Source organism: Streptococcus sanguinis, assembly GCF_900635155.1.
Taxonomy (GTDB): domain Bacteria; phylum Bacillota; class Bacilli; order Lactobacillales; family Streptococcaceae; genus Streptococcus; species Streptococcus sanguinis_G.
This window is the reverse complement of the sequence record NZ_LR134002.1, coordinates 1,096,318-1,111,423: the sequence shown is the minus strand read 5'-3', so window position 1 is coordinate 1,111,423 and position 15,106 is coordinate 1,096,318. Positions and strand designations below refer to the sequence as shown.

Sequence of the window (15,106 nt, the reverse complement as noted above, 5' to 3'; positions counted from 1 at the left end):
ATTATACCAAAAAAAGACTCGTAAAGAGCCTTTTAAACCAAGATTAAAATAGACCAATGGCTGTGCCGTCTGCTGCAACATCCATATTAAGCGCAGCAGGACGTTTTGGCAATCCTGGCATGGTCATGACATCTCCTGTCAAAGCCACGATAAAGCCTGCCCCAAGTTTTGGTACCAATTCACGAATGGTAATTTCGAAATTTTCTGGCGCGCCCAGAGCAGCAGGATTGTCTGAGAAGCTATACTGTGTTTTAGCCATACAGATTGGCAGCTTGTCCCAGCCATTTTTGACAATTTCGCGAATCTGAGTCTGCGCTTTTTTCTCAAAGTTTACCTTTGAACCACGATAGATTTCTCTGACAATCTTCTCGATTTTTTCTTCAATAGAGAGGTCGTTGTCATAGAGACGAGTGTAATGAGCAGGTTCTTCATTAATGGTTTTGACTACAGTCTCAGCCAGAGATACACCACCTTCGGCACCATCAGCCCAGACGCTAGCTAGCTCAACCGGTACTCCGATTTCTGCACATAGGTCTTTCAGAGTAGCAATTTCAGCTTCCGTATCAGATACAAATTCATTAATAGCAACAACTGCTGGAATACCGAACTTACGGATATTTTCAACGTGCCGCTTAAGATTAGCAAAACCAGCTCGGATTGCCTCAACATTCTCTTCTGTAAGTGCATCCTTAGCTACTCCACCATTCATCTTGAGGGCGCGCAAGGTTGCAACAATCACTACTGCATCTGGAGAAGTTGGTAAGTTTGGTGTTTTAATATCTAAGAATTTTTCAGCACCAAGATCCGCACCAAATCCTGCTTCAGTCACTGAATAATCAGCCAAGCGCAGCGCTGTGCTAGTCGCTAAAACAGAGTTACATCCATGAGCGATATTAGCAAAAGGTCCGCCATGAACAAAGGCTGGTGTCCCGTAAATAGTCTGAACTAGATTTGGCTTAATCGCATCTTTCAAGACTAAAGCCAAGGCTCCTTCTACCTCAAGGTCACGAACATAGACTGGTGAGCGGTCATAGCGATAACCGATGACAATGTTAGCCAAGCGCTTTTTCAAATCTTCAATATCCGTAGCTAGGCAAAGAATCGCCATAATTTCAGAGGCAACCGAGATATCAAAGCCATCTTCGCGCGGAATACCATTAACAGGACTTCCTAAGCCAACGGTCACATGGCGAAGAGCTCGGTCATTTAGATCAACCACCCGTTTCCAAATAATGCGGCGCTGATCGATTCCCAGTGCATTTCCCTGATGAAGGTGATTATCGATAAAAGCTGACAGGGCATTATTAGCAGTCGTGATGGCATGCATGTCACCAGTAAAATGCAAGTTGATATCTTCCATCGGTAAAACTTGCGCGTGACCGCCGCCGGCTGCTCCCCCTTTGATGCCCATAACCGGCCCCAAAGATGGTTCGCGGATGGCAATCATAGTTTTCTTGCCAATTTTATTGAGTGCGTCAGCCAGTCCAATGGTAATGGTAGATTTACCTTCTCCAGCAGGTGTCGGATTGATTGCCGTTACCAAAATCAGTTTGCCAACAGGATTTTTTTCAACCTCACGAATTTTATCAAAGCTTAGCTTAGCTTTGTACTTACCATATAATTCCAAGTCATCATAGTTGATGCCGACTTTTTTCACTACATCAACAATAGGCTTCAATTCAACACTTTGAGCAATTTCAATATCTGTTTTCATCAAGAACTCCTCTGTCAATTAATATAAAGATTATAACAAAAAAGAGCAAACTCTACATGATTAAGCTCTAAAAAGATTTTAATGTTCGGGAAAAAGAAAAGTTAAGAAATTTAAATTCTCTAAAATATAAGATTTCAGAGAATTATTTTCCGCTGTGACACTCTGCAATTAGAATTATTTTACTAAATTTCTTTTTTCTTGTAAAATAGTGCTATGAACATATTGATTACTTCTGGCGGGACCAGCGAGAAAATCGACCGTGTCCGCTCTATTACCAATCATTCGACAGGCCAGCTTGGCAAAATTATAGCTGAAAATTTCCTAGACAAGGGCGATCAGGTGACTCTGGTGACGACTTCTAAAGCTGTTCGCCCTGCAGCTCATCCCAACCTTACCATTGTCCAGATTGAAAATGTTGCAGAACTGCTTGAAAGCCTGGAGCCGCTCGTTCACACACATGATGTACTTATTCATGCAATGGCAGTCTCTGATTATACTCCCGTCTACATGACTAGTTTGGAAGCTGTAGCAGCTAGCTCTGATATGACTGAATTTCTGAATAAGACTAACTCAGAAAGCAAGATTTCTTCTCAGGATGATGTTCAAGTTCTTTTTCTCAAAAAGACACCTAAAATCATCAGCCTAGTAAAAAAATGGAATCCAGACATTCGCTTGATTGGCTTCAAACTCTTGGTCGATGTTTCTAAGGAAGAGTTACTCAAGACCGCGCGAGCCAGTCTCATAAAAAATCAGGCAGAAATCATTGTCGCCAATGATTTGACAGATATTTCTAACCATGAGCACAAAGCCTATCTTGTCAGAAAAGAGACTGTAACTCAAGCTCAATCCAAAGAAGAAATTGCTCAGCTCCTCTACCTGCATATCCACAGTCCATAAGGAGGGAAAACATGACTCAGATTATCTTAGCAGTTAGCGGCAGCATATCAGCTTACAAGGCTGCTGATATCACCAGTCGTCTAAAGAAAGAGAACTTTAAAGTTGCTGTCCTCATGACAGAGGCAGCTACAGAATTTATCACACCGCTGACCCTGCAAGTCTTGTCGCAAAGACCAGTTGCAATTGATATTATGCAAGAACCTGACCCTAGCAAGGTCAATCACATTGACATCGCTAAAGAGTCTGACCTCTTTTTGTTGGCGCCAGCTACAGCAAATACCATCGCTAAATTAGCTAACGGCTTAGCTGATAATATAGTGACAGCTACCGCCCTGGCTCTGCCGCCTCATACCAAGAAAGTTTTAGCTCCAGCTATGAACACTAAAATGTTTGAAAATCCACTAACCCAGCACAATTTGGAGCGCCTGCAGCATTTTGGATGGAGGATTATCCAACCGCGTGAAGCCGTTCTAGCCTGTGGCGATCAGGGGACAGGTGCTCTAGCTGAAATTGATACGATTATTAATATAGTAAAGGAACTTATTTATGAAAAAACAGTCTAAAATTGCTCAAATTGCTATTTTCTTTGCCATTATGTTGGTACTGCACCTGCTCAGCTCGGTTATTTTCAACTTACTTCCAGTACCGATTAAACCTACGATTATTCACATCCCAGTGATTATCGCCAGTATCCTCTATGGCCCTAAAGTCGGAGCTGTTCTAGGTGGGCTCATGGGATGTATCAGCGTTGTTACCAATACCTTGGTGCTGCTGCCAACCAGCTATCTCTTTAGCCCTTTTGTACCAAATGGAAGCATTTCTTCGCTTCTTGTTGCCATGGTGCCTCGCATTCTCATCGGTATCACTCCTTATTTCGTATATAAAGCAATGAAAAATAAAGCCGGCTTGATTCTAGCAGGCTCCGTTGGTTCTGCCACTAATACCATCTTCGTCTTGGGCGGTATCTTCTTTCTCTTTGCAAATGTATACCAAGGTGATATCAAAGCACTTCTGGCTGTGATTCTATCAGCAAATTCCATTGCCGAGTTAATCATTTCTGCGATTTTGACAGCAACTATCATTCCTGCGCTTGAAAAAGCCAAAAAATGATGATGATTTAGCTTTCCAGACCAAGCAATGCTTTGGTCTTTTTTTAAGCTCGCAATTCTGCAATACCATTCTGAAATCTTTGAAACAATGCCTTGAAAAGTATTTCATCGTTTTCTAGGTAACCTCTTTCAAAATTAATGAAAATATGCTACAATGAAAGCGATTAAGAAAATTTAAGAGCAGGATTTTTTACTAAAATTTCCATCTCTTCATTTTAAAAATAAAGGAGACTCCACCTATGACTTATCAAGATAACTTCAAAAAATGGCTTGATTATGCTGAACTTCCTGACTATCTTCGCCAAGACTTGAATAGTATGGATGAAAAAACTAAGGAAGATGCCTTTTACACCAATCTTGAGTTTGGTACTGCTGGTATGCGTGGTTTGATTGGCGCTGGTACCAACCGTATTAATATTTATGTTGTCCGTCAGGCAACCGAAGGTTTGGCTCGCTTGATTGAAGAAAAAGGTGATGAGTTCAAAAAACGCGGTGTTGCGATTGCTTACGACTCCCGTCATTTCTCACCAGAATTTGCCTTTGAATCTGCTGCTGTTTTAGCTAAGCACGGCATCAAGTCCTATGTCTTTGAAAGTCTGCGCCCAACTCCAGAACTTTCATTTGCGGTACGTCATTTAGGAACTTTTGCTGGTATCATGATTACGGCCAGCCACAACCCTGCTCCATTTAACGGCTACAAGGTATATGGTGAAGACGGCGGACAAATGCCTCCGCATGATGCAGATGCATTGACTGACTACATCCGTGCTATTGAAAATCCTTTTGCTATTGAGGTCGCTGATGTTGAAGCTGAAAAAGCTTCTGGCTTGATTGAAGTGATTGGCGATGCTATTGATGCTGAATACCTCAAGGAAGTTAAAGATGTAAATATCAACCAAAAACTGATTGATGAATACGGCAAGGACATGAAGATTGTCTATACTCCACTGCACGGTACTGGTGAAATGTTGGCTCGTCGCGCTTTGGCTCAAGCTGGATTTGATTCTGTAGAAATTGTTGAAGCTCAAGCTGTAGCTGATCCTGACTTCTCTACTGTTAAGTCTCCAAACCCTGAAAGCCAAGCAGCCTTTGCCTTAGCAGAGGAATTAGGCCGTAAAGTTGGTGCAGATGTCTTGGTCGCAACTGACCCAGATGCTGACCGTGTCGGTGTAGAAGTTCTGCAAAAAGACGGAAGCTACCTCAACCTTTCAGGTAACCAAATCGGAGCCATTATGGCTAAATACATCTTGGAAGCCCATAAGAGTGCTGGAACTCTGCCAGCTAACGCAGCTCTCTGCAAGTCTATCGTTTCTACTGACTTGGTGACCAAGATTGCTGAAAGTTATGGCGCATCCATGTTCAATGTCTTGACTGGTTTCAAATTTATCGCTGAAAAGATTCAAGAATTCGAAGAAAAACACAACCACACCTACATGATGGGATTTGAAGAAAGCTTCGGCTATCTGATTAAGCCATTTGTACGTGATAAAGATGCTATCCAAGCTGTTTTAGTCGTGGCTGAGCTTGCTGCCTACTACCGCTCACGTGGCTTGACTCTGGCTGACGGTATTGAAGAAATCTACAAAGAGTATGGTTACTTTGCTGAAAAGACTATCTCTGTCACACTGTCAGGTGTTGATGGAGCTGAGCAAATCAAGGCTATCATGGCTAAGTTCCGCGACAATGGTCCAAAAGATTTCAACGCTACTGCTATTTCTGTTACTGAAGACTTTAAGGCGCAGACTTCTACCGCCGCAGATGGTACTGTTACAGCTCTGACGACTCCTCCAAGCGATGTGCTGAAATATACTTTGGCTGATGGCTCTTGGATTGCTGTCCGTCCATCCGGAACAGAACCAAAAATCAAGTTCTACATTGCCGTTGTCGGTGATAGCAATGAGAATGCTCAAGCAAAAATTGCTGCTATTGAAGCAGAGATTAATGCTTTTATCAAGTAAAATAACACTATCAACCAGAGGATGGATTTCGCATTCTCTGGTTTTTCGTTTCCAAATCAAGCATTTTTTTGCTTTTTATGGCATACTAGTTTTATCAAAAGAAATGAGGATTATTTATGGAACACTTTGCTCAAAATATTAAAGACTTAGAAGTCACAACTGTTGACCGTGCTCATCAAGTGATTTCTGATAAAGAGACAGCAACTTTCTTCGTAGGTCGCAAAACTTGCCCTTACTGCCGTAAATTCGCTGCTACTCTTGCTGGCGTTGTCGCTGATACCAAGGCACATATTTTCTTTATCAATAGCGAAGAAGCCAGCGAATTAGAGAAACTGCAAGCCTTCCGCTCTGAATACAGCATTCCGACGGTTCCTGGTTTTGTTCATGTTCAAGACGGCCAAGTATCTGTTCGTTGTGATTCTTCTATGACTGCAGATGAGATTAAAGCTTTTGCAAACTTATAAAATTGATTCAATTCAAAAATCTGAGACAAAAAGAGTCCCAGATTTTTTTATTTATTTCTAACTTCCTGAAAAGCCTCCCACATCTTCTGCTGGGGTTTGGCAAAGGGGTAATTGCCAAAGTCTTCTGGATGAAGCCACAAGACTTCTCCCTCAGCTGCGTGCTGACTTTCATTAACTCGGCCATAAGCCAGCTGGATATGCCACTTGCGATGACTGAAAACATGCTGAACATTTGAAATGGACTGCTGCTGCCAATCAACAATCAAATCATAATCCTGCTCAAAGCTTTCTTGAGGAGATAAATCCAGACTTGGCTGATTTTCTGCTTGAAACTCCTCGATTTCAATCAAGGGAAAATGCCAAAAACCTGATAACAGGCCAGCAGCCTCATTCTTTTCAAGTAAGAATTGTCCCTGTTCATTTTCGATAATCAAACCCTGAAGATAGACCGGAACTGGCTTCTTTTTAGGTGCTTTGATTGGATATTTATCCATTGTTCCGTGTAAATAAGCTGCGCTGAACTCTTTTACAGGACTTTCTTCTGGACGAGGATTAACAGGGGCTTCGATATCTGACCCCAAATCCATCAGTGCCTGATTGAAATCTCCTGGTCTGTCTGGATCAATCAAAATCTCCATCATCGCCTGAAAGACCTTACGATTGCTGGGTTGGCCAATATCTAGATTCACTTCAAACAATCGACTAAGCACCCGCATGACATTGCCATCCACCGCAGGCTCAGCTAGACCAAAGGCGATACTAGCAATGGCACCAGCTGTATAAGGTCCAATTCCTTTAAGGCTAGCAATTCCTTCATAGCTATCAGGAAATTTTCCAGCGAAATCCGTCATTATCTGCTGGGCTGCTTTTTGCATATTTCGCACCCGCGAATAATACCCCAACCCTTCCCAAGCCTTGAGGAGTCTATCCTCTGGTGCCTGTGCTAAATCAGCTACTGTCGGGAACCAATCAAGAAAGCGCTCATAGTAAGGAATCACAGTGTCCACCCGAGTCTGCTGCAGCATAATCTCAGAAACCCAGATATGATAAGGATTATTTGTCCTGCGCCAAGGTAGATCACGTTTATTTTCATCATACCAAGTCAATAATTTCTCGCGAAAAGAGGCGATTTTATCTGCCTCCCACATCTCAATTCCATATTCTTTCAAATCTAACATAAATCTAGTATAGCATAAGGAAAGAAAAATAGGAGAGCTTATGCCCTCCAATTGTTTCCTATCGTTTAATAATGGCCGACAGCCTGACTGGCTGTAATCAAAGTCAGCTTGTATACATCATCCGCATTACATCCTCGGGAAAGGTCATTAACTGGATGGTTAAGGCCCTGCAGGATAGGCCCTACCGCTGAAAAGCCACCCAAACGCTCTGCCATCTTGTAGCTGATATTACCTGCTTCAATACTTGGGAAGACAAAGACAGTTGCTTGACCAGCCACCGGGCTGCCAGGCGCTTTCAGTTCTGCTGTTGCAGGAACAAAAGCTGCATCAAACTGCAATTCACCATCGATAACCAAGTCTGGACGCATTTCCCGAGCTAGCTTAGTTGCTTCTACGACCTTATCAACCTTCTCTCCGAAACCAGAGCCCTTGGTCGAATAGCTGAGCATAGCAACTTTAGGATCGATACCGAAAATCTGCGCTGTTAGGGCTGAGTTAACAGCAATCTCTGCCAAGATATTGGCGTCTGGATCTATATTGATGGCACAGTCACTGAAAATATAACGCTCATCATCACGCACCATGAGGAAAGCTCCTGAAGTGCGAGACACCCAAGGCAGAGTCTTGATAATTTGTAGAGCCGGCCGAACAGTCGCTGCAGTGGAGTGAATCGCTCCTGAAACCATTCCTTGGACTTTACCAAGATAAACCAACATAACACCAAAGTAGTTGACATCTTCCTTTAGCAACTGGCGTGCTTCGTCTGCTGTGATTTTCCCTTTACGACGCTCAACGAAAGCCTCTACCATTTCCTCGAAGCAAGAACAGTTTGAAGGATCAATAACCTGATACCCTTCTTTTATCCCTTCAATTTCTAGATAAATACGGATTTTATCAGGATTACCCAAAAGAACTGGTGTAATACTGGTTTCTTTCACCAATAGTTTGGTCGCCTGCAGAATACGCGGTTCTTCACCCTCTGGCAAGACAATCTTTACTTCCTTATCTTTCAAGGCTTCACGAATTGAGTCAAAAATTTTCATTGTTCTTAACACTCCTTTATCTATTTAGCTTTTAATTTCTTGATAACTTGTTTAAAATCTTCCGGCAAAGGACTGGCGCGCTCAACTTCCTGACCGCTAAAAGGATTATAAAATTTCAAAGAATGGCAATGCAAAGCTTGACGCTCTATTCCGTGTACCAAACTCCCTCCATAAAGGTCATCACCCAAAAGCGGAAAGCCAATGTGTGAAAAATGAACGCGGATTTGATGAGTCCGCCCAGTATGAAGATGGATATCCACCAGATAGACATCTCCAAATCGCTCTATGACCTTGTAGCTGGTATGGGCGTACTTGCCATCCTCTGTCACGCGCCTCGTAATGATACTCTCAGGGTTGCGCCCTATCGGAGCAATAATCTCGCCTTGTTCTTCTAGGAGACCACTACCCCTAACCAGAGCGTAATAGCGCTTTTCTATCAGCTTCCTCTGCAGCTGCTTGTCCAATCTTGCATGAGCATAGCCATGCTTGGCAAAGAGCATGAGCCCACTTGTATCCTTATCCAAACGCGTCACGATATGCACCTGTTGGTTTTCATAGTCCTGACCAATATAGTAAGCCTTAACGAAATTAGCCATGGTATTGGAATGGTTAACACTGGGAATACTGGCCACCCCTGCCGGCTTATCCAAAATCAAAAAATGCTCATCTTCGTAAATGACAGACAAGTCCTTATCAACAGCCTTCAGGCTCTCAAATCCCTTTTCAGACGGGATGTCAATCGTCACCTTATCGCCAATATCCAAGAGATAAACAGCGTTCTGAGGCTGATGGTTGACGAGAATGTTTCCTCCGGAAAATTTTATCTTAGCCAAGAGGCCTTTGGAAATTTCATGCCGCTTCAAAAAAGTCTTCACCTTGACATGTTCGTCGGCAATAAACTCAAACCTCATTCCTTGCACTCTCCAATAAAGGAGTCTCTGACACGATTCCAAAAGCTGGTATGGCTTGGTGAAGCCACAAAATGTATCTTATGATTGTCAATCTGATACTCAATACGGACAATATTTTTGAAAGAGAAAGTCTGATTATCAACCGCAATAGTGTGATAGTCACTGCGGGTCGGCACTAACTCAATCTTATCCTTTTTGGGAACAATGACCGACGAGCCCAACGTCCGATAAACCCGATTGTTGAGGCTGGCAATTTCTGTTACTTGCAAGGCTTCAATCGTCGGATGCAATACCGCTCCACCCAGAGATTTATTATAGGCTGTACTGCCCGTCGGAGTCGAAACGGAAATCCCGTCTCCTCGGAAACGCTCGAAATGAACCCGATTGATAATGACATCGGCTACCATAGTCCGATCCGAGCGCTTGATTGTTGCTTCGTTCAAAGCGCGAATGATGCGTGTATCACCATTTTCAAAAGTAATTTTGACATTTAAAATTGGATAAGAAACCTGAGCCCCGGAGTCTAATTTGAGATTTTCCACCAACTTATCTAGTTCAAAATCACGGTAGTCCGTATAGAATCCGAGATGGCCTGTATGCACACCAACAAAGCGAACCCGATCCAGCTGTTCTTCATACATATGAAAAGCCGATAGCAACATGCCGTCACCACCAACCGAAATCACGATGTCGGGATTCTTAGGAGTTAAAATAAAGCCGTTCTGTTTCAGCTTCTGCTTCAAATCCTGATAAACTTGTTCACTCTGTCTTTTCCGATTACGGATAATCGCTATTTTTTTATCTGTATTCTTCATCTGTATCATCACTATTTCCTACACCGTCATTTAACTTGCGGTGAAGAGGGTCAAAGAGGGCCTGCGCCTCCTGGATAGCGTCACGAATAGCACCCATCTCCTCATCCAGCTGATAGGCTAGGTTAGCTGTGGTTTCCAAGCGGCATTTGATTTCCTCGGGAAATTCTCCTTTATACTTGTAATTCAAAGAATGCTCAATCGTAGCCCAAAAATTCATCGAAAGGGTGCGAATCTGAATTTCAGCCAGAATAAGCCGATGACCATTAATCGTATCAACTGGATACTCTACAATCACATGGTAACTCCGATAGCCACTGGCTTTTTTGTTTTTGATGTAATCCCGTTCCTGAATAATCCGCATATCTGTCCTGTTTCGCAGGACTTCTAAAACTTCATCCACATCATCGACAAACTGGACCATAACCCGTAAGCCTGCAATATCCTGCATCTCCTGCTCGATGTTTTCCTCGCGAATGCCTCGCAGAACCATCTTTTCTTTAATGCTCTCAATTGGCTTGACACGCCCGGTCACAAACTCAATCGGGGAATGACGCTGCTGCTTGCGGTATTGCTTTCGCACCCCACGCAACTTAATTTTCAGCTCTCCAACCGCTTGAATGTAGGGGTCTAGAAACTCTTCCCATTCTATTGTCATACACTTACCTTGTCATATCATTATTTTTTGTATAAAATAAACACAACTGTTATTATAACATAAATCGCTTTCAAACAAAAGCAAAGAAAAGGACTTGAAAATGACCCACTTAGAAATTGAATTTAAAACCATGCTGACAAAAGAAGAGCACGACCGTTTGCTCCAGTTGTTTGCTGACATCACTCCTGTTAGCCAGACCAACTACTACATCGAGTCAGATCAGCAGTCTATCCGTCACGCTCACATGGCTTTTCGAGTACGAACTTTCAAGCATCGCGAAGCTGAGCTGACGCTCAAGATTCCTCAAGAAGTCGGAGCCTTGGAACTCAATCAGAACTTGACACCAGAAGAAACTGAAAATATTTTACAGAACAATATCTTTCCTGCCGGTGAGATTTTAGATACCCTGATTCAAAAAGGACTTCCCATTCAAGACTTAAAAGTTTTAGGCTCTCTAGAGACTATCCGCTATGAAAAAGAAGACGAAATTGGTCTGCTGGCTCTGGATGAGAGCCACTATTTTGGCAAAACAGACTTCGAACTTGAAGTCGAGGTTGAAGATTTTGAAAAAGGAAAGGAAAATTTCCTTGACTTCCTAAAACAGCACAAGATCGACTACAAACCCGGCAAGAGCAAGATAGCAAGATTTTCTGAAAACTTGTAAACCAACAACCACAAAATAGCTGAAATAATCTAATTTTTTTGGTAAAATAAAAGGTAGCAATCTAAAGCATATTGAAAAATAAATTTCATGGAGCATTAGATATAGAAATGAGACAAAAAGAGGACGGTCCAACTCATGTCAGATAAAAAAAATATGAAGCTTTTTTCCCTCAACTCCAATCATTCCATAGCTGAAAAAATCGCTGAGGCTGCTGGGGTTCCTTTGGGAAAACTTTCCTCCCGCCAATTCTCGGACGGCGAGATTCAAATTAATATCGAAGAGAGTGTCCGCGGCTATGATATTTATATCATTCAGTCCACTAGCTTCCCTGTCAATAATCACTTGATGGAGCTCTTGATTATGGTGGATGCCTGCAAGCGTGCCAGTGCTAATACAGTCAATGTTGTTATGCCTTATTTTGGTTACGCCCGTCAGGATCGGACAGCTGCTCCACGCGAGCCAATCACAGCTAAGCTAGTTGCCAATATGCTGGTCGGTGCTGGAGTAGATCGCGTGATTTCTCTGGATCTTCATGCAGTGCAGGTTCAAGGTTTCTTTGATATCCCAGTTGACAACCTTTTCACTATTCCACTCTTTGCCAAACACTACTGCAATAAGGGACTAACTGGCGAAGATGTCGTTGTCGTCAGTCCTAAAAACTCTGGCGTCAAACGCGCCCGCAACCTTGCTGAGTATTTGGATTCCCCGATTGCGATCATTGATTATGGCGAAGATGAGGCTGGTCGCTCTGAGGGCTACATCATCGGAGATGTCGAAGGAAAGAAGGCTATTTTGATTGACGATATTTTGAATACGGGTCGGACTTTCTCTGAAGCTTCAAAAATTGTCAGTCGTGAAGGCGCAATCGAAATCTATGCTGTATCCAGTCACGGACTCTTTGCTGGAAAGGCTGCGGAATTACTGGATAATTCTCCTATCAGGGAAATTCTTGTGACCGACTCTGTTGATACCAAAGAAAAAACACCTAAGAATCTCCACTACATTACAGCAAGTGAACTGATTGGTGATGCTATTGTCCGCATCCAAGAAAGAAGACCAGTCAGCCCGCTCTTTGCCTATCAAAAGAAATAAGGTAACCAGAGTGATTTATTTAGATAATGCTGCTACAACTGCTTTGTCGCCCGCTGCAATCCAAGCAATGACCAAGACTATGACTGTCTTTGGAAATCCTTCCAGTACACACAGACATGGTCGAGAAGCTAGTAAACTGCTCAGACAGGCGCGTGAGGATATTGCTCAAGCCCTGCATACTCAAAGCAATAAGATTCTTTTTACTTCAGGCGGCACTGAAAGCAACAATACTGCAATCAAAGGCTATGCCCTTCGTCACCAGAACCGAGGGAAGCATATTGTCACCACTGCTATTGAGCACCATGCTGTCTTAGAAGTGGTGGAATACCTAGTAGATAAATTCGACTTTGAAGCTACTTTTGTTCAGCCGGTGGATGGTCAGATTCGAGCGGAGGATATTAAGAAAGCACTTAGACCTGACACTATTCTTGTATCTGTCATGGCGGTTAATAACGAGACGGGTGCTATCCTTCCCGTTAAGGAAATTGGTGCATTACTGCAAGAACATCCTGCTGCTTTTCACGTTGATGCTGTCCAAGCAATTGGTAAACTTCCCATCTACCCTGGCGAGCTAGGAATTGACTTTCTATCTGCTTCAGCTCATAAGTTTCATGGTCCCAAAGGCGTTGGCTTCCTTTATGCCAAGAAGATAGATTTTGACAATTTCATGCACGGTGGTGATCAGGAAGAAAAACACCGGGCCGGAACTGAAAATCTAATCTCTATCACAGGCATGGCGGCTGCTCTGTTAGAGAGCATGGAACATCTAGAGGAAAATCTAGAGCATGCGCAATACTTAAAAGACAACTTACTTGCTGACTTATCGGACATTGACTTTTACTTAAATGAAAGTCAACCAAGCTTACCATATGTCATCAATTTGGGATTTCCCAATCAAAAAAATGACCTGCTTCTGCTTCAAATGGATTTAAATGCATTTTCCATTTCAACAGGCTCAGCCTGCACAGCCGGAGCTATACAACCCAGTCATGTCTTGCAGGCTATGTATGGCAAGGATTCCAATCGCTTGTATGAGTCCGTTCGGATCAGTACTTCGGATCAAACGACTCTGCAAGAGATTCAATTATTTACAAAGAAATTAAAAGAAATTTTAGGAGGATAAGATGGCCTTTCAAACATCTGTTAGCTTAGCAAACTGTGAATATACCTATTCACTTCACCCAAATGTCAAGAAATTTACTTTGCGCGACAATACTTTCTCGGAAAGCAAGGTTGGCAACTATGAACTCTCTCGTCTGTTGGAATCTGTTCCCAACAGCGGAAATGGTTTTCTGCTGAAAATCATCGTCAATAAAGATTTGAATGGTTTTAAAATTAACATCACTGACAAATCAGGCCTGCGCTTGGTCAATATTTTCAAATCAGAAGATCATCACATTATCCAACAAAAATTTTATTTTTTGATGGACAGCTTGGTTGAAAGAAATATTTTTGAAAAGACACCACAATAAGCAAGATTCTCGTAATTTTGCTTTTTTGGTTTTGACTCTTTAAAAAACCAAAAAAGCTTGACTTCTGCCTAGAACCCTTGAAAATATCAAATGACTAATCGAACCCAAAGAAAGGATTAACGATGGTTGAACTGACCTATTTGGACTCATATAAGGTAAAACGAACACTAACCTATGAAGACTTTGACGAATTTCTTCTAGCCTTCTCTGGCTGCGTCACGGTTCCTGACTCGCTCAGGGTGCTTTCTGTTACCTATAAAGGACACCAGCTGCCTTTTACAGGGCTAATTGGGGACTTGTACCGCCAGATGTACCAGTTAGACCTAAGTCTCTATCAGGACTAAGTTTTTCAACGCTACTATTCCCAGCGATTACTGATTTTCTTTTTTATAAATCAAACATCCTTAATTAGTTGATTTTTTCACAAACTTCCTATAAAATAGAATTAGAAAGGTTGTGATTTTGTGAAAACTGAAAAAAATACTACAATTCCCCGAGCAACTGCTAAGAGACTGTCGCTCTACTATCGTATTTTTAAACGTTTTAATGCTGAGAAGATTGAGAAAGCCAACTCCAAGCAAATAGCTGAAGCTATTGGCATTGACTCTGCTACCGTCAGACGAGATTTTTCTTATTTCGGTGAACTTGGCCGCAGAGGATTTGGCTATGATGTCAAGAAATTGATGAACTTTTTTGCTGACCTCTTGAATGACAATGCTATCACCAATGTCATGATTGTTGGTGTCGGTAACATGGGGCGGGCTCTGCTGCACTATCGTTTTCATGAGCGCAATAAAATGAAGGTTGTAATGGCTTTCGACACAGATGACCATCCAGAAGTTGGTAGCACAACCAGCGATGGGATTCCTATCTATGGAATTTCCCAAATCAAAGAAAAAATACAGTCAGGAAATGTGCAAACTGCCATCCTAACTGTACCTAGCGTAAAAGCCCAAGAAGTTGCATCTATCTTAGTTCAAGCAGGTGTTAAAGGTATTCTCTGCTTCTCGCCAGTAAATCTATCCCTACCTAAGGACGTGGTCGTTCAGTACGTTGACCTGACTAGCGAACTGCAGACTCTGCTCTACTTCATGAGAAAAAATGAACATTAATTTGAAAGAGGTATTGAACACT

The 15,106-nt window shown here is 42.4% G+C and carries 17 protein-coding genes; 11 read left to right on the top strand and 6 right to left on the bottom strand.

Going from position 1 to position 15,106, the window contains the following annotated elements; genetic code table 11:
• Nucleotides 1-43 precede the first annotated feature (43 nt).
• A complete protein-coding gene (locus ELZ47_RS05740; RefSeq protein WP_125331042.1) occupies nt 44-1,714 on the bottom strand; it encodes a formate--tetrahydrofolate ligase in 1,671 nt (556 codons plus the stop codon).
• Between the two features lie 213 nt (nt 1,715-1,927).
• On the opposite strand from ELZ47_RS05740, the gene ELZ47_RS05735 reads away from it, so the two are divergent.
• The 5 genes from ELZ47_RS05735 (at nt 1,928) to ELZ47_RS05715 (ending at nt 6,142) form a co-directional block, all read left to right on the top strand.
• The gene (locus tag ELZ47_RS05735; protein WP_125331041.1) at nt 1,928-2,611 is read left to right on the top strand and encodes a phosphopantothenate--cysteine ligase; all 684 of its coding nucleotides are present in this window, start codon (nt 1,928-1,930) and stop codon (nt 2,609-2,611) included.
• 11 nt (nt 2,612-2,622) lie between these two features.
• Entirely contained in the window at nt 2,623-3,174 is a 552-nt protein-coding gene (gene coaC, locus ELZ47_RS05730) for a phosphopantothenoylcysteine decarboxylase (RefSeq protein WP_126435539.1), read from the top strand.
• Nucleotides 3,158-3,721, top strand: coding sequence for an ECF transporter S component (locus ELZ47_RS05725; RefSeq protein WP_125330402.1), 564 nt, complete (start codon nt 3,158-3,160; stop codon nt 3,719-3,721). The genes coaC and ELZ47_RS05725 overlap by 17 nt, the downstream gene beginning before the upstream one ends.
• A 238-nt stretch (nt 3,722-3,959) precedes the next feature.
• Complete coding sequence (locus ELZ47_RS05720; protein WP_125331039.1) at nt 3,960-5,678, top strand: phospho-sugar mutase; 1,719 nt, start codon at nt 3,960-3,962, stop codon at nt 5,676-5,678.
• Nucleotides 5,679-5,794: 116 nt separating this feature from the next.
• Nucleotides 5,795-6,142: a PedC/BrcD family bacteriocin maturation disulfide isomerase gene (locus ELZ47_RS05715; RefSeq protein WP_125331038.1), complete on the top strand. Its 348-nt coding sequence runs from the start codon at nt 5,795-5,797 to the stop codon at nt 6,140-6,142.
• 47 nt (nt 6,143-6,189) lie between these two features.
• On the opposite strand, the gene mutY is transcribed toward ELZ47_RS05715, so the two are convergent.
• The 5 genes from mutY to ELZ47_RS05690 all read right to left on the bottom strand — a co-directional run bounded on the left by mutY (nt 6,190) and on the right by ELZ47_RS05690 (nt 10,744).
• A complete protein-coding gene (gene mutY / locus ELZ47_RS05710) occupies nt 6,190-7,320 on the bottom strand; it encodes an A/G-specific adenine glycosylase (RefSeq protein WP_125331037.1) in 1,131 nt (376 codons plus the stop codon).
• A gap of 65 nt (nt 7,321-7,385) precedes the next feature.
• Nucleotides 7,386-8,363, bottom strand: coding sequence for a phosphate acetyltransferase (gene pta, locus ELZ47_RS05705; protein WP_009660434.1), 978 nt, complete (start codon nt 8,361-8,363; stop codon nt 7,386-7,388).
• 20 nt (nt 8,364-8,383) lie between these two features.
• On the bottom strand, nt 8,384-9,274 hold the full coding sequence (locus ELZ47_RS05700) for an RluA family pseudouridine synthase (RefSeq protein WP_125331036.1): 891 nt from the start codon (nt 9,272-9,274) through the stop codon (nt 8,384-8,386).
• Nucleotides 9,271-10,098 carry an NAD kinase gene (locus ELZ47_RS05695; protein WP_002930523.1) on the bottom strand — a complete coding sequence of 276 codons (828 nt, stop codon included), beginning with the start codon at nt 10,096-10,098 and terminating at the stop codon, nt 9,271-9,273. Before ELZ47_RS05695 ends, ELZ47_RS05700 begins: the two co-directional genes overlap by 4 nt.
• The gene (locus ELZ47_RS05690; RefSeq protein ID WP_125331035.1) at nt 10,073-10,744 is read right to left on the bottom strand and encodes a GTP pyrophosphokinase; all 672 of its coding nucleotides are present in this window, start codon (nt 10,742-10,744) and stop codon (nt 10,073-10,075) included. The genes ELZ47_RS05695 and ELZ47_RS05690 overlap by 26 nt, the downstream gene beginning before the upstream one ends.
• A gap of 100 nt (nt 10,745-10,844) precedes the next feature.
• Between ELZ47_RS05690 and ELZ47_RS05685 the strand changes: the two genes are divergently transcribed.
• The 6 genes from ELZ47_RS05685 (at nt 10,845) to ELZ47_RS05660 (ending at nt 15,084) form a co-directional block, all read left to right on the top strand.
• Nucleotides 10,845-11,408 (top strand): CYTH domain-containing protein, encoded by a 564-nt coding sequence (locus ELZ47_RS05685; RefSeq protein ID WP_312022626.1) that lies wholly within the window; start codon nt 10,845-10,847, stop codon nt 11,406-11,408.
• A 135-nt stretch (nt 11,409-11,543) separates the two neighbouring features.
• A complete protein-coding gene (locus tag ELZ47_RS05680; RefSeq protein ID WP_125331033.1) occupies nt 11,544-12,500 on the top strand; it encodes a ribose-phosphate diphosphokinase in 957 nt (318 codons plus the stop codon).
• A gap of 10 nt (nt 12,501-12,510) precedes the next feature.
• Nucleotides 12,511-13,623 carry a cysteine desulfurase family protein gene (locus ELZ47_RS05675; RefSeq protein WP_164549565.1) on the top strand — a complete coding sequence of 371 codons (1,113 nt, stop codon included), beginning with the start codon at nt 12,511-12,513 and terminating at the stop codon, nt 13,621-13,623.
• Nucleotide 13,624: 1 nt separating this feature from the next.
• Nucleotides 13,625-13,972, top strand: a complete 348-nt coding sequence (locus ELZ47_RS05670) for a DUF1831 domain-containing protein (RefSeq protein ID WP_125331031.1) — start codon at nt 13,625-13,627, stop codon at nt 13,970-13,972.
• Nucleotides 13,973-14,094: 122 nt separating this feature from the next.
• Nucleotides 14,095-14,316 carry a DUF4649 family protein gene (locus ELZ47_RS05665; protein WP_125331030.1) on the top strand — a complete coding sequence of 74 codons (222 nt, stop codon included), beginning with the start codon at nt 14,095-14,097 and terminating at the stop codon, nt 14,314-14,316.
• A 120-nt stretch (nt 14,317-14,436) separates the two neighbouring features.
• Nucleotides 14,437-15,084, top strand: coding sequence for a redox-sensing transcriptional repressor Rex (locus tag ELZ47_RS05660; protein WP_125382264.1), 648 nt, complete (start codon nt 14,437-14,439; stop codon nt 15,082-15,084).
• The last annotated feature ends 22 nt before the right edge of the window (nt 15,085-15,106 follow it).